Annotated in this window: 14 protein-coding genes; 8 read left to right on the forward strand and 6 right to left on the reverse strand. The window is 72.3% G+C overall.

Features of this window, described 5'->3' with window-relative positions:
• Window positions 1–84: 84 nt before the first annotated feature.
• Window positions 85–1,986 (reverse strand): ABC transporter ATP-binding protein, encoded by a 1,902-nt coding sequence (locus ABT247_RS21605; protein WP_350744540.1) that lies wholly within the window; start codon window positions 1,984–1,986, stop codon window positions 85–87.
• Window positions 1,983–3,803, reverse strand: a complete 1,821-nt coding sequence (locus ABT247_RS21610; RefSeq protein WP_350744542.1) for an ABC transporter ATP-binding protein — start codon at window positions 3,801–3,803, stop codon at window positions 1,983–1,985. Before ABT247_RS21610 ends, ABT247_RS21605 begins: the two co-directional genes overlap by 4 nt.
• Before the next feature lie 232 nt (window positions 3,804–4,035).
• On the opposite strand from ABT247_RS21610, the gene ABT247_RS21615 reads away from it, so the two are divergent.
• Window positions 4,036–5,460, forward strand: coding sequence for a family 2B encapsulin nanocompartment shell protein (locus tag ABT247_RS21615; protein ID WP_350744544.1), 1,425 nt, complete (start codon window positions 4,036–4,038; stop codon window positions 5,458–5,460).
• Here the strand turns inward: ABT247_RS21615 and glgX are convergent.
• Window positions 5,445–7,673: a glycogen debranching protein GlgX gene (gene glgX / locus ABT247_RS21620; protein ID WP_350744546.1), complete on the reverse strand. Its 2,229-nt coding sequence runs from the start codon at window positions 7,671–7,673 to the stop codon at window positions 5,445–5,447. The two genes, ABT247_RS21615 and glgX, sit on opposite strands and share 16 nt — an antisense overlap.
• A 194-nt stretch (window positions 7,674–7,867) precedes the next feature.
• Between glgX and ABT247_RS21625 the strand changes: the two genes are divergently transcribed.
• The 4 genes from ABT247_RS21625 (at window position 7,868) to ABT247_RS21640 (ending at window position 12,722) form a co-directional block, all read left to right on the forward strand.
• A complete protein-coding gene (locus ABT247_RS21625; RefSeq protein WP_350744547.1) occupies window positions 7,868–9,103 on the forward strand; it encodes a L,D-transpeptidase in 1,236 nt (411 codons plus the stop codon).
• A 201-nt stretch (window positions 9,104–9,304) separates the two neighbouring features.
• Window positions 9,305–10,558 (forward strand): L,D-transpeptidase, encoded by a 1,254-nt coding sequence (locus tag ABT247_RS21630; RefSeq protein ID WP_350744549.1) that lies wholly within the window; start codon window positions 9,305–9,307, stop codon window positions 10,556–10,558.
• 247 nt (window positions 10,559–10,805) lie between these two features.
• The gene (locus tag ABT247_RS21635; RefSeq protein WP_350744551.1) at window positions 10,806–12,026 is read left to right on the forward strand and encodes a L,D-transpeptidase; all 1,221 of its coding nucleotides are present in this window, start codon (window positions 10,806–10,808) and stop codon (window positions 12,024–12,026) included.
• A 150-nt stretch (window positions 12,027–12,176) separates the two neighbouring features.
• Window positions 12,177–12,722: an ATP-binding protein gene (locus ABT247_RS21640; protein ID WP_350744553.1), complete on the forward strand. Its 546-nt coding sequence runs from the start codon at window positions 12,177–12,179 to the stop codon at window positions 12,720–12,722.
• A 305-nt stretch (window positions 12,723–13,027) separates the two neighbouring features.
• On the opposite strand, the gene ABT247_RS21645 is transcribed toward ABT247_RS21640, so the two are convergent.
• The 3 genes from ABT247_RS21645 to ABT247_RS21655 form a co-directional block, all read right to left on the reverse strand.
• The gene (locus ABT247_RS21645; RefSeq protein WP_350744555.1) at window positions 13,028–13,882 is read right to left on the reverse strand and encodes a hypothetical protein; all 855 of its coding nucleotides are present in this window, start codon (window positions 13,880–13,882) and stop codon (window positions 13,028–13,030) included.
• A gap of 210 nt (window positions 13,883–14,092) precedes the next feature.
• Window positions 14,093–14,353, reverse strand: a complete 261-nt coding sequence (locus ABT247_RS21650) for a DUF397 domain-containing protein (RefSeq protein WP_350744557.1) — start codon at window positions 14,351–14,353, stop codon at window positions 14,093–14,095.
• A complete protein-coding gene (locus ABT247_RS21655) occupies window positions 14,350–15,162 on the reverse strand; it encodes a helix-turn-helix domain-containing protein (protein ID WP_350744559.1) in 813 nt (270 codons plus the stop codon). Before ABT247_RS21655 ends, ABT247_RS21650 begins: the two co-directional genes overlap by 4 nt.
• Before the next feature lie 165 nt (window positions 15,163–15,327).
• Between ABT247_RS21655 and ABT247_RS21660 the strand changes: the two genes are divergently transcribed.
• The 3 genes from ABT247_RS21660 (at window position 15,328) to ABT247_RS21670 (ending at window position 18,185) form a co-directional block, all read left to right on the forward strand.
• Entirely contained in the window at window positions 15,328–15,762 is a 435-nt protein-coding gene (locus ABT247_RS21660; protein ID WP_350744561.1) for an ATP-binding protein, read from the forward strand.
• Between the two features lie 228 nt (window positions 15,763–15,990).
• Entirely contained in the window at window positions 15,991–16,956 is a 966-nt protein-coding gene (locus ABT247_RS21665; protein ID WP_350744563.1) for a DMT family transporter, read from the forward strand.
• A 29-nt stretch (window positions 16,957–16,985) separates the two neighbouring features.
• The gene (locus ABT247_RS21670) at window positions 16,986–18,185 is read left to right on the forward strand and encodes an epoxide hydrolase family protein (RefSeq protein WP_350744565.1); all 1,200 of its coding nucleotides are present in this window, start codon (window positions 16,986–16,988) and stop codon (window positions 18,183–18,185) included.
• Window positions 18,186–18,274 lie beyond the last annotated feature (89 nt).

An 18,274-nucleotide genomic window follows, 5' to 3' on the forward strand; every position in this document is an offset into this window, starting at 1 on the left:
GGGTGCGTGACGGCGCACCCGGCCGGGCACGGCTGTGGCCCGCGGACGGGCGCTCGGAGCCGGGCGTTCGAGACCGGCCGGTACCTAGACCAGGCTGTCCCGCCAGGCGCGGTGCAGGGTGGCGAACCGTCCGGAACCGGCGATCAGCTCCTGCGGGGAGTCGTCCTCGACGATCCGGCCCTGGTCCATCACCAGGACGCGGTCGGCGATCTCCACCGTGGACAGCCGGTGCGCGATGATCACCGCCGTCCGGCCGGCCAGCACGGTGCGCATCGCCCGCTGGACGGCCTGCTCGCCGGGCACGTCCAGTGAGCTGGTGGCCTCGTCCAGGATCAGCACGGCCGGGTCGGCGAGCAGCGCGCGGGCGAAGGCGACCAGCTGGCGCTGGCCGGCCGAGATCCGGCCGCCGCGCTTGCGGACGTCGGTGTCGAAGCCGTCCGGGAGCGCGGTGACGAACTCGTACGCGCCGATGTCCCGGGCGGCCTGCTCGACCTCCGCGCGGGTGGCACCGGGGCGGCCGATCGCGATGTTGTCGGCGACGGTGCCGGAGAACAGGAAGGACTCCTGGGTCACCATCACCACGCCGCGGCGCAGCTCGGGGGTGGCGAGGTCGCGCAGGTCCACCCCGTCGAGCCGGATCCGCCCGTCGGTCGGGTCGTAGAAGCGGGCCAGCAGCTTGGCGACCGTCGACTTGCCCGCACCGGTGGCGCCGACCACCGCGACGGTCTGCCCGGCCGGGATCAGCAGGTCGAAGGGCGGCAGCACCTCCTTGCCGGTGCGGTAGGCGAAGCGGGTCCGCTCGAAGGCGACCTCGCGGCCCTTGCCGGAGGACGGCGGCAGCTGCTTCGGCTCGGTCGGCTCGGCGACCGTCGGCTCGTGGGCCAGCAGCCCGGCGATCTTCTCCAGCGCCGCGGCGGCGGCCTGGTAGCTGTTCAGGAACATCGCCAGCTGGTCGATCGGGTCGAAGAGCCGGCGCAGGTAGAGCACGAAGGCGGTGAGCACGCCGAGCTCCAGCGCGTCGTCCACCACCAGGTAGGCGCCGAGCAGCAGGATGCCGGTGGTCCAGAGGTTGGCGGTGGCGCGGGAGAGGCCGACGTAGCGGGCGAGCTCCAGGAAGCCCTCCGCGTTGGCCGTCGACGACTGGGAGTTGACCACCGCGAAGGCGGCGTCGTTGCTCCGCTCGCGACGGAAGGCCTGCACCGGCCGGATGCCGTTCAGCGTCTCGGTGAAGCGCACGATCATCGAGGCGGCGGCGGTCCGGGAGCGGCGGTAGACCCGGCGCGAGCGGGTGCGGAAGGAGTGGGCGATCAGGGCCAGCGGCAGGACGGAGAGCAGCGAGGCCAGGCCCAGCCGCCAGTCCAGCACCAGCAGCAGCACGGAGATGTAGCAGACCGACAGGAAGACGGTCAGCAGCTCCTGGAGGCCCTCGGAGAGCAGCTCGCGCAGCGCGTCGAGGTCGCTGGTGGCGCGGGAGATGATCCGGCCCGAGGTGTAGCGCTCGTGGAAGTCGAGGCTGAGCCGCTGGGCGTGCCGGAAGATCCGGCCGCGCAGGTCCAGCAGGACGTCCTGGTTGACCCGGGCGCTGATCTTGATGAACGCCCACTGCAGCAGCGGGCTGAGCAGGGCGCAGAACAGGTACCCGGCGACCACCGCGACCAGCGGGCCGGAGTCGTGCGCGCGCAGCGCCGGGACGGCGCGGTCCATCGCCACGGCGACCAGCAGCGGGCCGGACTGCAGCGCCGCCTGCTGGAGCAGGATCACCAGCATCGCGACGGTGATCCGGGCCCGGTGCGGGCCGAGCAGCGAGCGCAGCAGCGCCCGGGGTGCGCCGGGCGGGACGGGGATGTCCTCCTCGTCGGCCGCGGGCGGCGGCAGCTCCTCCTCGACCGGCTCGCTCCGACCGGCTCGGGCGGTCTCGTCGGTCCCGGCGGTCTCGGGGGTCTGGGGGGTCTGGGCGGTCTGGGGGGTCTGGGCGGTGGTGCTCATCGGACGCGTTCCCTCTCCGGGGCGACGGGGCCGTCAGGGCGCGCGGCGGCGTCGCCGGACATCAGTTCGCGGTAGTGCGGGCAGTCGCGCAGCAGTTCCCGGTGGGTCCCGACGGCCTCGATCCGGCCGTTCGCGAGCACCGCGACCCGGTCGGCGAGCAGCACGGTGGACGGCCGGTGGGCGACGACCAGGGCGGTGGTGGAGCCGAGCACCTCGCGCAGCGCGCGCTCCACCAGGGCCTCGGTGTGCACGTCGAGGGCGGAGAGCGGGTCGTCCAGCACCAGGAAGGCCGGGTCGCCGACCACCGCGCGGGCCAGGGCGAGGCGCTGGCGCTGGCCGCCGGAGAGGCTCAGACCCTGCTCGCCGACCTCCGTCCCGGCTCCGGCCGGGAGTTTGTCGACGAAGCCGGCCTGGGCGGTGGCGAGGGCGGAGCGCAACTGCCGGTCGTCCGCGCCGGGGGCGCCCATCAAAACGTTCTCCCGGACGGTGGCGGAGAACAGGGTGGGCTCCTCGAAGGCGACCGCGACCAGCTCGCGCAGCCTCTCCCGGGGCAGCTCGCGGATGTCCCGGCCGTCCAGGGTGATGCTCCCCGCGGTGGCCTCGTACAGCCGGGGCAGCAGCGCGGTGAGGGTGGTCTTGCCGCTGCCGGTGGCGCCGACCAGGGCCATCGTCTCGCCGCTGCGGACGTGGAGGTCGATGCCGGCCAGCAGGTCGGGGCTGTCGTCCGGGGCGTCGGGGTAGCGGAAGCGGACGCCGGTGAAGCGGATGCCGTCGGGGGCGCCGAGGTCGGTGGCGGTGCCCGCGTCCTCGGCCTCGGGTTCGTCCAGGACCTCGAAGAAGCGGTCGGTGGCGGTGGCGGCCTCGTTGGCGTAGGCGAGCAGCCAGCCCAGCGACTCGACCGGCCAGCGCAGCGCGAGCGCGGTGGAGAGGAAGGCGACCAGGGTGCCGGCGCTCAGCTGGTCGTGGGCGACGAGGTAGGCGCCGAGGGCCAGGGCGCAGCCGAGGGCGATCTCCGGCAGCCCGACGATGACCGCCCACAGGTTGGCGAGCAGGTGGGCCTTGCGCAGTTCGGTGCGGCGCAGCCGGTGGGACTGCTCGCGGAAGTGCTCGGCCATCGAGCGGTGGCGGCCGAAGGCCTTGAGGATGCGGATGCCGAGAATGGATTCCTCGACCACGGTGGCGAGGTCGCCGTTCTGGTCCTGGGCCAGCCGGGCGGCGCCCGAGTAGCCGGACTCGAAGCGCCGGGTGAGCACGAACAGCGGTACGGAGGGCAGCAGGACGATCAGGGCGAGCCGCCAGTCCTGGGTGAACATCACCGCGGTGCCGGCCAGGAACGTCACCGAGTTGACGACCAGGAACACCAGGGGGAAGGCCAGGAAGAGCCGGATGGCGCCCAGGTCGGTGGTGGCCCGGGAGAGCAGCTGCCCGGAGCCCCACCGGTCGTGGAAGGAGACCGGCAGCCGCTGGAGCTTGGCGTAGAGGTCCCGGCGCATGGCCGCCTCCAGCCGGCCCAGTGGCCGGGAGAGGACCACCCGGCGGGTGTAGAAGAGGGCGGCCTCGACCATGCCGAGGAGCAGCAGCAGGCCGACCGGCGCCCAGAGGCCCGCGAGGTCGTGCTCGGCGAGCGGTCCGTCGACGATCCGGCCGAGCACCACCGGGACGGCGAGGGTGCTGAGCATGGCGAGCGAGGCGGCCGACACCGAGACGGCGAGCCGGCCGCGGACGGCCCGGGCGTAGGGCCACAGGCGCAACAGGGAGCGGACCGTGGAGCGGTGGCTCCCGGCCGCGGGGGCGTCGTCTTGTCTGTTCTCGGCCATCGCGGTGAGGGTAGGCGGAGGACCCGTCATTTCTCATCCGGTTTTTCGCCCCTGTCGGCGCCGCCCGGTGAGAACCGGCCACCCGGACGGGTGAGGCGGGAGTGACGGGTGGGGCGCGCGCGTCCGTTCGTGCAGGGACGAATGCGTCGAGCGCCTCTTGCGCGCGCCTTGTCGCTGTCCGATTACATCTCCTGACGGTTCGTAACCGTTGTGAAGCGATGGGAGATACGTCATGTCGGTCGACATCGAGCCCGGTGCTGCCGGGGGCGCGGTGCTGCAGGTGCGGACCCAGCTGAGCCTCAGCACGGCCGCCGCACGGAACCTGGCGACGACGACCAAGTCGAAGCCCCAGATGCAGGAGATCACCTCCCGCTGGCTGCTCAGGCTGCTGCCGTGGGTGCAGGTCAGCGCGGGCACCTACCGGGTGAACCGCCGCCTGAGCTACGCCACCGGGCGCGGCCGGGTGAGCTTCACCAAGACCGGCGCCGCGGTGGCCGTGGTCGCGCCCTCGCTGGCCGAGGTGCCGGCGCTGCGCGGCTTCGACGACCAGGAGGTGCTGGCCGAGCTGGCCCGCCGCTTCACCCAGCGGGACTTCGCCGCCGGTGAGGTCCTGGTGGAGGAGGGCGCGCCGATCGAGGAGGTGTTCCTGATCGCGCACGGCAAGGTCGACCGGATCGGCACCGGCAAGTACGGCGAGCAGGCCGTCCTGGGCTCGCTCGCGGACGGGGACCACCTCGGCGACGAGGTGATCACCGAGGGCGGCGGCAGCTGGCCGTACACCGTGAAGGCGGCCACCCCCGGGGTCGCGATGGCGCTGTCCTGGCCGGTGCTGCAGGAGGTGATCGGCCGCTCGGAGGCGCTGCGCGAGCAGCTGCTGGGCTTCGCCGCCGACGCCGCCCAGGCGCAGAACGCGCACGGCGAGGCGGAGATCGACCTCTCGGCCGGGCACGAGGGCGAGTACGAACTGCCCACCGCCTTCGTGGACTACGAGCCGGCGCCGCGCGAGTACGAGCTGAGCGTGGCGCAGACCGTCCTCAAGGTGCACACCCGCGTGGCGGACCTCTACAACAAGCCGATGAACCAGACCGAGGAGCAGCTGCGGCTGACCGTTCAGGCGCTGCGGGAGCGGCAGGAGCACGAGCTGATCAACAACCCGGAGTTCGGCCTGCTCGCCAACACCGACTTCGACCAGCGGATCCAGACCCACTCCGGCGCGCCCGCGCCGGACGACCTGGACGAACTGCTCAGCATGCGCCGGGACACCGACTACCTGTTCGCCCACCCGCGGGCGATCGCGGCCTTCGAGCGGGAGTGCAACCGGCGCGGTGTGTACCCCGGCACGGTGGACGTCCTCGGCAGTCGGCGGCCGGTCTGGCGCGGGGTGCCGATCCTCCCGTGCAACAAGATCCCGGTGACGGAGGACCAGACCACCTCCTTCATCGCGATGCGGGTCGGCGAGGACAACCAGGGCGTGGTCGGCCTCACCCAGGTCGGCATCCCGGACGAGGTCGAACCCGGCCTGAACGTGCGCTTCATGGGGATCGACGAGAAGGCGGTCGCGTCCTACCTGGTCAGCGCCTACTACTCGGCGGCAGTGCTGGTGCCGGACGCGATCGGCGTCCTGGAGAACGTCGAGCTCGGTCACGCCCTCGGCTGATCCAGGGGCGCCCGGGCGGGCGCGCGCAGCAGTTGCAGGGAGCGCCCGCCCAGCACCACCGCGCCCCGCGGGTGCGGGTCCCCCGTGCCCGCGGCGGCGGTGTCCACCACCGTCTCGTACGCGGCCTCCGGCGCCGCCCAGGGCTCGCCGGGCAGGGTGAACACCACCGGTTCACGGCCCGCGTTGAGCAGCAGCAGGAAGCTGTCGTCCCACGACGGCAGCCCGGTCTGGTCCCGTTCGGACATCGCGCTGCCGGAGAGCAGCATGCCGAGACAGGCGGTGGGGGCGAACCAGTCCGCCTCGGTCATCTCCTTGCCCAGCGGGGTGAACCAGGCGAGGTCCGGCTGGCCGCCGGGGGCGGGCGCCCGGCCGGAGAAGAACGCCCGCTGGCGCAGCACCGGGTGGGCCCGGCGCAACCGGACCAGCCGGGCCGTCAGCTCGCACAGCCCGCGCCAGCCGGGCTGCTCCAGCAGTGACCAGTCGAGCCAACTGGTCTCGCCGTCCTGGCAGTAGGCGTTGTTGTTGCCGCCCTGGGTGCGGCCGAACTCGTCCCCGGCGGTGATCATCGGGACACCGGTGGAGAGCAGCAGGGTGGCCATCAGGTTGCGCAGCTGGCGCAGCCGCAGCGCGTTCACCTCGGGGTCGTCGGTCTCCCCCTCGGTGCCGTGGTTCCAGGAGCGGTTGTCGTCGGTGCCGTCCCGGTTGGCCTCGCCGTTGGCCTCGTTGTGCTTGCGGTCGTAGGAGACGAGGTCCCGCAGGGTGAAACCGTCGTGCGCGGTGATGAAGTTGACGGAGGCGTACGGGCGCCGGCCGCCGCGCTGGTAGAGGTCGGAGGAGCCGGAGAGGCGGTAGCCGAGCTCGCGCACGTCCGGGCGGGCGCCGCGCCAGAAGTCCCGGACGGTGTCGCGGTACTTGTCGTTCCACTCGGCCCACAGCGGGGGGAAGCCGCCGACCTGGTAGCCGCCCGGGCCGACGTCCCAGGGCTCGGCGATCAGCTTCACCCGGCTGAGCAGCGGGTCCTGGGAGACGGCGGCGAGGAAGGGGTGCTCCATGTCGACGCCGTCGGTGCCCCGGGCCAGGGCGGCGGCGAGGTCGAAGCGGAAGCCGTCCACGCCCATCTCGGTGACCCAGTAGCGCAGCGAGTCGGTGATCAGGCGGATCACCTGGGGGCGGCGGGTGTCCAGGGTGTTGCCGCAGCCGGTGAAGTCGGCGTAGCCGCGCGGGCGGTGCGGGGCGAGGCGGTAGTAGGCGGCGTTGTCGATGCCGCGCAGGGAGAGCGTCGGGCCGAGTTCGGCGCCCTCGGCGGTGTGGTTGAACACCACGTCGAGGATCACCTCGATGCCGGCGGCGTGCAGGGCGCGGACCATCCGCTTGAACTCGCCGACCTGGCCGCCGCGCGAGCCGGAGGCGGAGTAGCCGGCGTGCGGGGCGAAGTAGCCGATCGTGTTGTAGCCCCAGTAGTTGACCAGGCCGCGGGCCTGGAGGTGGTCCTCGCTGGCGTACTGGTGCACCGGCAGCAGTTCGACGGCGGTGACGCCGAGCCGGGTGAGGTGGTCGACGGCGGCGGGGTGGGCCAGGCCGGCGTAGGTGCCGCGCAGGTGGGGCGGGACGTCGGGGTGGCGCATCGTGAAGCCGCGGACGTGGAGTTCGTAGAGCACCGTCTCGGCCCACGGGGTCTTCGGGCGGTGGTCGTCGTACCAGTCGTCGTCGTCGTGGACGACCACGGATCTGGGGACGTAGGGGGCGGAGTCGCGGTTGTCCCGGACGGTGTCGGCGACGTCGCTCTCCGGCCAGTTGCGGACGGCGGAGCAGACGGCGTCGTGGGAGGTGTAGCAGCCGTCGACGGCCCGGGCGTACGGGTCGAGCAGCAGCTTCGCCGGGTTCCAGCGCGCGCCCGTCCACGGGTCCCAGCGGCCGTGCACCCGGAAGCCGTAGCGGGCGCCGGGCCGCACACCGGGCAGGAAGCCGTGCCAGATCTGGAAGTCCTGCTCGGTCAGGCGGTGCCGGCTCTCCCGGCCGTCCTCGTCGAACAGGCACAGGTCGACGGCCTCGGCGCCGGCCGCCCAGAGCGCGAAGTTGGTGCCCTCGCCGCCGACCTGGTCGGTCCGGAAGCGGGCGCCCAGCGGCTGCCAGCTGCCGGGCCACGGTGGCTCGGCGGGGTGCGGGCCGCCGCCCGGCCGTACCCCGGCTTCCAGCTCCTGCCCTGACGCCATGGCCGTACCCTCCCTGAACGGGGTGTCCCGGACCCCGTTCACTTTGTCCTTCCCGGATTGGGCGGGGAGGAAGCCGCTGAACGGGGGCTTACCGGCGGATGGCGGGTGGGGGTCCGTGTCCGGGGGGCGCTCGGGGTCGTTGTTCCCGGCGTCGGACGCCCAAGGCGTGGGACCGAGCGGTGGGAGGCCCCCGGATGCTGCGCCGGGTCGGGATGTGGGCGCGGCGCGCGGTGGTGGCGGGCTGGTGCCTCGCGGTGCTCGCGGGGTGCGCCGGCGGCGGCCCGCCGGGTGGCCCGGACGGGGACGCGGCCGTGCCGGGGGCGTCGCCCGCCCCGCCCCCGCCGCCGTCCCGGGCGGTGCTGACCGCGCTGCCCGCGGACGGCGCGCAGGACGTGCCGCCGGAGGGGCCGGTGCGGGTGACCGCCGCCCAGGGCCGGCTGGTGTCCGTCCGGCTGGCCGACGCCAGGGGCACCGAGCTGCCCGGCACGATCAGCCCGGACGGGGCGGCCTGGACCCCGGACGGCCCGCTGCCGCTGGGCACCGCCTTCACGCTGGACGCGGTCGCCGAGGACGACCAGGGCCAGCGGGCCGCCCAGCACTCGGCCTTCTCGACGGTGGCCCGGGCGCACACCTTCGTCGCGTTCTTCACCCCCGAGGACGGCTCCACCGTCGGCGTCGGGATGCCGGTCTCGCTGCGCTTCAGCCGTCCGATCACCGACCGGGCCGCGGTGGAGCGGGCCGTGCGGGTGAGCGCCGACCCGCCGGTGCCGGTGGCCGCGCACTGGTTCGGCGACCAGCGGCTGGACGTCCGGCCGCAGCGGTACTGGGCGGCCGGCACCAAGGTCACGGTGGCGCTGCGGCTCAAGGACGTGCAGGGCGCGCCGGGCGGGTTCGGCACCCAGAACCGGGACCTGCACTTCACGGTCGGCCGGGCCCAGGTCTCCACCGTCGACCTGGACGCGCACACCCTGACGGTCCGGGCCGGCCCCGGAGGCAAGATGCTCAAGGTGCTCAAGGTGTCCGGCGGCAGCCCCGAGCACCCCACCTACCGGGGGGTGCTGGTGGTGTCGGAGAAGTACCGGGTGACCCGGATGAACTCCCAGACGGTCGGGATGGGCGACGAGTACGACATCAAGGACGTGCCGCACGCGATGCGGCTGACCGCCTCCGGCACCTTCGTGCACGGCAACTACTGGGCGGACCCGGGGGTGTTCGGCACCGCCAACACCAGCCACGGCTGCATCGGCCTGGCCGACGTCAAGGGCGGTGCGAGCAAGGACTCCCCGGCGGGCTGGCTGTTCGAGCACACCATCCCGGGGGACGTGCTGGAGGTGCGGGCCTCGGCCGGGGACTTCGTGCCGCCGTCCAACGGGCTGGGCGACTGGAACGTGCCCTGGGACCAGTGGGTGGCCGGGAGCGCCCTGCGGTAGCCCCCGCGGGCGGGCCGGGAGCGGCCCGGCGCCTTCACCGGCGGTTCACCACGACTCCACCCACCTCCCCCGAGGTTTCCCTCAGACGGCCCAGCTATCCTGCTCCGGCGCGCCGGGCCCCGGCGCGAAAGATCGGCGCCCGGTGCAACTCCTGGGGGCACTCAGCGCGTCAAGAGAGTGAATACCGGGAGGGGAGATTCCGTGAAGACGGGTAAGGCGGCCGACGCCGCGATACGCACCGGCTACCGCTACGGGCGCAGGGGTGCGATGGCGTTGGTCATGGGCGGGGTGCTGCTGCTCACCGCCGCGTGCAACGACGACAAGGGCGGCGGCTCGGCCGATGCCGCCGCGACGGCGCCGGCGGACGCGAACGGGACGGCTGCCCCCGGGGGCGGCGCGGCCTCGCCGAAGGCCTCGGCGGCCGTGCTCGCGGTGGAGCCGAAGGACGGCGCCCAGGACGTCGCACCGAACGCCCTGAAGGTCTCCGTCTCGAACGGCAAGCTCACCACGGTCGAGGTGACCGACAAGAACGGCAAGCCGGTCGAGGGTGCGATCACCCCGGACGGATCCGGCTGGAAGCCCTCGGGGGCGCTCGCCGTCGGCATGGCCTACAAGGTGAACGCGCAGGCCAAGGACGACGCCGGGCTGGTGTCCGCGTCGACCACCACCTTCACCACGCTGACGCCGGGCAAGACCGTCGCCACCAACGACAACATCAGCGACGGCGCCACCTACGGCGTCGGCATGATCGTCTCGGTGAACTTCTCGAAGGACGTCAAGAACAAGGACGCCGTCCTCAAGGGCATCACCTTCGAGACCAGCAACGGCACGGCGGTCAAGGGCCACTGGTTCGGCGACCGCCGGGTGGACTTCCGCCCCGAGCAGTACTGGGCGCCGGGCACCAAGGTGACCATCAAGTACCGGCTGAAGAGCGTCGAGGTCGCGCCGGGCGTGTACGGCGACGTCGACAAGGACGAGCCGTTCACCGTCGGCCGGTCGATGATCTCCACCGCGGACGCGAAGACGCACCAGATGACCATCGAGCGGGACGGCAAGAGCACCACCGTGCCCGTCACCCTGGGCGCGGACGCCACGCCGTCCTGGGGCGGAACGATGGTGATCATGGAGAAGGAGAAGGTCACCCGGATGAACTCGCAGACCGTCGGTCTCGGCGGCGAGTACGACATCCAGGACGTGCCGCACGCCATGCGGCTGACCACCTCCGGCACCTTCGTCCACGGCAACTACTGGGCCAACCCGTTCGGCAAGACCAACGCGAGCCACGGCTGCGTGTCGATGCAGGACGTGAAGGGCGGCAGCGACGCCTCGGTCGCGGGCAAGTTCTTCAACGACTCGATGGTCGGCGACGTGGTGAAGATCGTGAACACCAAGGAGAAGACCGTCTCGCCCTCCAACGGGCTGGGCGGCTGGAACGTGTCCTGGGCCAACTGGTAGGCCGGGAGGTTTGACGCCGGGCGGCCCGATCCTCACTCGTTGGGGTTCCGGCCGCCCGGTTTCCGGGGCGGACAGCCCCTCGAACGGCGCAACCTTTCCGGTGGCCGGGTGCGTGTACGGGTCGGGCCCGCCGGTCCGCCGGTGCGCCGGTGCGCCGGGTGTGTCGGAAGGTCGGCCGGGCCGGCCGGTCCGCCGGGTGCGTCGCGTGCGTCGGGTCCACGGGGAGTTCTGAGGGAGGGAGTCGACGTTGAGGTCGATACGCAGGGTGGTGGCCACCGGACTGGTGGGCGGGGCGATGGTGCTGACCGCGGCCTGTGGCGGTGGCGGCGGTGGCGGTGGCGGAAGCGCCGCGAAGGCCGACCTGGGAGCCGGCGCGGCCGCCTCCAAGCCCGCCGCCGCGCCCACGACTTCGGCCCCGAAGGCGTCGGCGGCGAAGGTGAGCATCGAGCCGGCGGACGGCGCGGTGGACGTGGCGCCGGGTGCGCTGAGGATCGGGGCGAGCGGCGGCAGGCTCACCACCGTGAAGGTCAGCGACCGGAGCGGCAAGGAGGTCCCCGGCACCATCGCCGCGGACGGCAGCAGCTGGACCCCGTCGGCCGGCCTGTCGGTGGGCACCGCCTACCAGGTCAGCGCGATGGCGGCGGACGCGAGCGGCGCGGTCACCACGGCGGACAGCAGCTTCACCACGCTGACCCCGACGGCGCTGGCCAAGGCCGCCGACAACGTGGACGACAACGCCACCTACGGCGTCGGCATGATCGTCTCGGTGGACTTCAGCAAGGACGTCAAGAACAGGGACGCCGTCGCGAAGGGGATCACCTTCGAGACCGACAACGGCACGGCGGTGAAGGGCCACTGGTTCGACGACCGCCGACTGGACTTCCGCCCGGAGCAGTACTGGAAGCCGGGCACCAAGGTGACGGTGCACTACCGGCTGAAGAACGTCGAGATCGCCCCCGGGGTGTACGGCACCGACCGGGACGAGCCCTTCACGATCGGGCGATCCCAGATTTCGACGGTTGACGCCGCCGCCCACCGGATGACGGTGGTCCGGGACGGCCAGTCGAGCGAGATCGACATCACCTCCGGCTCGCCCGAGCACCCCACCTGGAACGGCACGATGGTGGTCATGGCCAAGGAGGGCACGGTGCGGATGCAGTCCAGCACCCTGCCCGGCATGACCGGCGCGCCCTACGACCTGCAGGTGCCGCACTCGATGCGGCTCACCACCAGCGGAACGTACGTGCACGGCAACTACTGGAGCGACGCCTTCGGCGAGGACAACGTCAGCCACGGCTGCGTGGGCCTGAAGGACGTCAAGGGCGGTGGGGACGGCACCTCGATGGGCAGGTTCTACGACGGCTCGCTGGTCGGCGACGTGGTCGTGGTGAAGAACTCCACCAAGAAGGAGACGCTCGACCCGGCGAACGGGCTGAGTGGCTGGAACCTGTCGTGGAGCCAGTGGTGACCGCCGGGTAGCGACCCTCGGATGTCAACCCGGGCTTGACGCGCGCAAGCCCGGGTCGTCGCTTTCCTGCCGCAGGCATATGCCGACTCGGACGAGATCGTTTGCTCATTGTCCGTACGCGGCTGCTTGCGTTCCGCAATGATGGTCCGCATGGCGGGTTGGGGCGAAACAGATCAGTCATCGGTTCCCGGGGCCGGCGCGGTCGCCGAGGCGTCCTGGATCGACGTCCAGGGAGCGCTCTCGGCGTTGGAGCGGCTGAGCTCCGAGGAGCTGCAGGAGATGTATTCCGGCAGGCTGTGCGATCAGTCCGCGCCGAACGAGGTGCGGTTGCCGTCCCGGCCGGAGTCGGGCCCGGTGGCCCGCCGGCTGGTGCTGGACGTGCTGGAGTCCTGGGAGCTGCACCAGCACCTGGAGGCCGGGGAGTTGCTGACCAGCGAGCTGGTGTCCAACGCGGTGCGGCACGCCGCCGGGCGCACCATCGGCCTCCACGTCAGCCGCAAGCCCGGCTGGCTGAGGATCGAGGTCCGCGACTCCTCGCGCGCCCTGCCGTGCATGATCCTGGCCGAGGCCCAGCCGGTGAACGAGGGCGGCCGAGGGCTGAAGATCGTCGACGACCTGGCCGACCGGTGGGGCGCGGACCTGCTGCCGCGCGGCAAGGGCGTCTGGTTCGAGCTGCGGGTGCGCGAGCGGAACTGAGGCCGCGCCGTCCGGCCCGGACGGCGCATAGAGGTCGCGGAGGCGCGCAGGGACCCGGATATGCGCAGGGCCCCCGGGATTCGCCGTGGTCCGGCGGATGGGGGCCCCTGCAAGTCATCGCGCCGGCCAAGGGGGTGCGTGCCGCGCGATGGGCGTCGGCAGTGCCAGGTCGGGCCCGCCGAAGTCGATGCCTCGACTATCGCACGATCTCAGCATGTGGGCAAACCGGCTGGCTTGGATTGCAAGGTTTGTAACCTAGTTCACCTTTGGAATTTGCATAGGTTAACGCCACAACCTGTGAATATTCATGATCCCCGCGACGCTGCCAGCGCCTGCCGGACGCGGGCGGCGTGCCGGTGGACGGCGGCGGCGGTCAACGCCCGGGAGTCGGGCGGCGGGGCCCCGCAGGCGCCGTCGTCCCGGCAGCGACGGCAGAGCCCGCCCAGCAGGGCGTGCGGGCGGCAGGGCGTGCGGCAGCCGGTGCACTCGATGACGCGGGTAGTGGGGAGCTCCGGCCGGGGCCGCTCCGGGGGCATCTTGTCGAGCAGGCGACGGCGGGTGAAGGCCACCGGGCTGTGGACGCCCTCCGGCGGGAGGCCCGCGGTGAGGGCGGCGGTGAAGAGGGCCGGGGTGGCGCCCCGCGCCAGCCACTCGGCGGCGAGCGGTTCGAGGGCCGTGCAGTCCGCGGCGGAGAGGGCGAGCCGGGCATCGGCGAGGCCGAGGCCGGCCAGGGCGGCGTAGGCCGCCGAGGTGGGTGACGTGCGGTTGAGCGTTCGCCCCTTGGGGGGATCGGGTGCTCCGGGCGTTGACGCCTCGCCCGCGTCGCCCGTGGTGATGAACCGGGTCCACCACGCGTCGGAGCGGGGCGTGCGGGAGAAGTAGGTGCGGAACACCCAGCGGCAGTCCCTGGAGCCGATGCGCTCGCGGACGCGACGCAGATGACCTGCGGTGGAGAGGTTGTTGAGGGCCGTACGGCAGGCCATCTGGCCGTAGTGGGGCTGGAGGACGGCGAGGGTCTTGACGTCCATCGCGGCGCCGTCGGGGAGGTGGTCGATGAGCGAGGCGAGGTAGGCCTCGCGCGCCGGGAGGTGGGAGAAGTCGGCGGCGGAGCGGGGAAGTTGCTCCGGGGCGGACTGCTTGCCGTACCCGGGGGCGGCCATGGCGGTAGAGTCGTGGGTAGCCACAGGATCGATTCCAGTTCGATCGTGCCGGTCAGACCCCCGTTCGGTGCTGCTAACACCGGCGGGGGTTGTTTCGTTGCTGCGCACGCTACACGGCGCCACTGCCTGTGGAAAAGTCGTGACGATAAGTCATATCGACTGGATGCAGGGGTGGTTGGAAGGTGGTTACCTCACCGTTCCACTAAGGGGTCACTCGACTCGCGCGGCTTGAGCTTCGGACGCGAACGAGACGAAGGCGGACCAGGCCTCGGGGGAGAAGGTGAGGGTCGGGCCGGCCTTGTCCTTGGAGTCCCGGACGTGGACGGCGGCGGGACAGGCGGCGACCTCAACGCAGGCGCCGCCCTCGGTCCCGCTGTAGCTGGACTTGGCCCAGGAGACGGCGACCTCGACGCAAGCGCCGCCCTCATCATTGCTGTAACTGGACTTGAACCAGTCGGCCCCGGCGCTCATAGCTCCTCCGCGATTCTCCTGATGAACTCTACGGACTCCTCGGTGCTGAGGGCCTGCATGCGGATCATGCCATGCCGCTGCGTGATCACGTTGACCTTGTCGGGATCGGCATGCAGTGCGCCGGTTCGGTGTCCTTCCACGTAAGCCAACTGCTCGTGGTCGGCGGTCTCCAGGAGGATCATGGGGCCGGTTAGGGCCGGATACGCGGCACGGTTTGCGGGGAGCACCTGAACTACGACGTTGCGCAGCTTGCTCACCTCGACGATGTGCGCGAGTTGCCTCTTCATGAGGTCTGGGCTGCCGACCTTTGCGTGTAGGGCTGCTTCGTAGATCACGAAGCCGAACAGCACCGGTGGCGAGCTGGTCAGCTTCTCCTGTCGCTGCATTCGGCCTGCGACGCGGACCTCGACCGTCTCGTCGTCCAGGGGTGGGCAGGCATGGCTGATCAACTCCCTGGCGTACTCCTCGGTCTGGAGCAACCCTGGGATGAGTAGGGCTTCGTACGTGTGGACCGCGATCGCCGTGCTCTCGGCATCGGTGTAGCCCTGCGAGTAGGACGGGAACTTCTCGGGCTTCAGAAAATCCACCGCCCCGACCAGCATGCCCTTCGCGTCGCACAGCTCATCCGCCACCTGAAGGAGCTTGAGCGAGGGCTTCCGCCTCCCCGCCTCCATCGACCGCACACTCTCGACGTCGTAGCTGGCCGCTCGGCTGAGCTGCTCCCGCGTCACGCCCGCTTTTTCGCGCCACCGCTTCAGCTGATCGCCGCAGTACTTCCACGACATCGGATTTTCCTTCGGCGTGCTCACGGGTCCGCACACCCCTCCCTGCCCTGGTCACAGGGCGGTTCAAGCTCTCGTTGTACCAGCGGCGTTACTCCCGAGGCTATGCCCGCCTGCCGACCCTTGAAGGGTGAAATGGCCGAACTCGCCCCTCCCGAGTGAAGCCGTCCGTACACCTCCTCAAGGACTCCGATGCTCACTCAGCCCCTCGATGCCGTCGAGTGGATGTTCCCCCGCCTGCCCCGCAGCGCCGGCCGTGCCCGCCTCCGCTTCCTCCGGCTGGCCTTCGAGTGGGACGTGCCTGTCGACTCCGCCGAGACCGCGTTGATCCTCCTCAGCGAGCTCGTCACCAACGCCTGCCGCCACGCCCGCTCCCCGCGTGACCGGATGATCGGTGTCCGGGTCCTCCTCCCCAGCTCCTCGCTGCTCCGCATCGAGGTCTCCGACGCGGACCCCGAGCTGCCGGCCCTCCGCCACGCCGCCCCGGAGGACGAGTCCGGCCGGGGCCTCGCACTCGTCGCGGCGCTCGCCACCTCCTGGGGCGCCCACCCGCGCGGCGAGGGCTACATCGGCAAGACCACCTGGTGCGAACTCGCCCTCCCCACCCCGGCCAACCCGCACGACTGACCCCTCCCACCTGCGCGGGAAGTCGGGCCCGTCGACTTCCCGCGCAGGCCGGGTACCATCGGGCTCGTGAACTCGTACTGGCACGTCGCACTGCCACCGCTCGGCGCCTGACCGGGCGCGCTCTCTCCGGTGGCTTGATCCCCGCAGCCCCGCCCAGGGGCCCTGTGGCGTGCGCCCGTTCTCGGAACCTCTCCCCTTGACGGTCTTCGACGACGGAAGTTCACGACTGTGCCGAATCGTTTGTCCGCGCCTGCGCGCGTTCGTCTGACCCCCGCCCCCCGCCGCGCCCGGCTGCTCGACGGGCCGGTGCCGATCCTGGCCTCCGCGCTGCTGTGGGGCACCACCGGGACGGCCGCCTCGCTGGCGCCCGCCGCCGCCCCGGCGACCGGGATCGGCTCCGCCGCCCTGGTGCTCGGCGGGCTGCTGCTGTTCCTCACCGACCGCACCGCCCGGCGGCTGCCCCGGCGGTGCACTCCGCGCGAACGGTGGCTCCTGGTGCTGGGGGCCGTCGCGGTCACCGGGTACCCGCTCAGCTTCTACCCGGCGGCGGCCCGCACCGGCGTTGCGGTGGCCACGGTGATCGCGCTGGGGAGCGCGCCGGTGTTCACCGGGCTGCTCGGGTGGCTCGCCCGGCAGGGGAGGCCAGGTGCACGCTGGGCCGGGGCCACGGCGCTGTCCGTGGCGGGCTGCGCAATGCTGGTCCTGGGCCCCGAACTCACGGGCGGCGGCGCCTCGATGGACCTGGTCGGCGTCCTGCTGGCGGCGCTCTCCGGGCTCTCGTACGCGGTGTACTCGCTGATCGGCGGTCGGCTGATCTCGGCCGGGCACCCGTCCGGCGGGGTGATGGGTGCGATGTTCGGCGCGGCCGCGCTGCTGGTGCTGCCGGTGCCGGCGGCCGGCCCGACCGGCTGGCTGCTCTCGGTGCGCGGCGCGGGCGTCGTGCTGCACCTCGCGGTGATCACCACCTTCCTCGCCTACCGCCTGTTCGGCCACGGTCTGCGGCGCACCCCGGCCCGGACCGCCACCACCCTGACCCTCGCCGAGCCGGCCGTGGCGGCCGTGCTCGGCGTCGCCGCCCTGGGTGAGCGGCTGCCCGCGCTCTCCTGGTGCGGCCTGGCGGTGCTGGCCGGGGGCCTGGCGTTCCTCGCCCTGCCGGGCCGGCGGCGGCCGGATCCGGCCCGTAGCCGATCTTGACCGTGTTCGGGCGACTACGATCAGCCGATATGACGACGCCGCCCGATGAAGGCATCCACCCGTTCCGCATCGCCGTCCCGGAGAGCGACCTGGAGGACCTGCGCCAACGCCTCGACCGAACCCGCTGGCCGGACGAATTGCCGGGCGTCGGCTGGGCGTACGGCGTCCCGCGCGACTACCTGACGGAACTGGCGCGGTACTGGCGGCACGAGTACGACTGGCGGGCCGCCGAGGAGCGGCTCAACCGGTGGCCGCAGTTCACCACGACGATCGACGGCGCCAACATCCACTTCCTGCACGTCCGTTCGGCAGAGCCGGACGCCGTGCCGCTGCTGCTGTCGCACGGCTGGCCCGGGTCCATCGTGGAGTTCACCGAGCTCATCGGGCCGCTCACCGACCCCCGGGCGCACGGCGCGGAGGGGGCGCCCGCCTTCCACCTGGTGATCCCGAGCCTGCCCGGGTTCGGCTTCTCCGGGCCCACCCGGGAGACCGGCTGGGAGTACCGGCGGGTCGCGGCGGCCTTCGCCGAGCTGATGCGGCGGCTGGGCTACGACGCGTACGGGGTGCAGGGCGGCGACTGGGGCTCGGCGATCTCGCGGGAGCTCGGCCGGGTGCACCCCGAGCGGGTGATCGGGGTGCACCTCAACCTGGTCCCGGGAGCCGCGGCGGAGACCGAGCCCACCGAGGAGGAACTGGCCGCGCTGGCCGCGCCGGAGCGGGCGCGGATGCTGGCCTCCTGGGAGCGGATGCGCGAGTGGAACCGGGAGCGCAAGGGCTACGCGGACATCCAGACCACCCGGCCGCAGACCCTCGCCTACGCCCTCACCGACTCGCCGGTCGGCCAACTGGCCTGGATCGCGGAGAAGTTCAAGGAGTGGACGGACTCGGCGGAGCGTCCCGAGGACGCCGTCAGCCGGGACGACCTGCTCACCAACGTGATGCTCTACTGGCTCACCGGGACGGCGGGCTCCTCGGCCCGGCTCTACTACGAGCGGGCCCACGCCGACTACTGGGGCCGGCCCGCCGAGCCGTCGACCGCCCCTACCGCCGTGGCCCTGTTCCCGGCGGAGAACTTCCTGGTCCTGCGGCACATCGCGGAGCGGACGAACACCATCGTGCGCTGGACGGAGCTGGACCGGGGCGGCCACTTCGCGGCGATGGAGCAGCCGGACCTGCTGGCCGCCGACATCAGGGCCTTCTTCGGCGGACTGCGGACGGCGGCCGGCTAGGCCCAATGCTGGTGACTTTAGGTTGTGTCGCGCGGGGTGACGGTTGGTGTTGCTGGTTGTGGTGGTGGCCAGTTGTGGTGCTGGGCGCG

Origin of the sequence: Kitasatospora sp. NPDC001539 (assembly GCF_040298565.1) — a bacterium.
In the GTDB taxonomy this organism is placed as follows: domain Bacteria; phylum Actinomycetota; class Actinomycetes; order Streptomycetales; family Streptomycetaceae; genus Kitasatospora.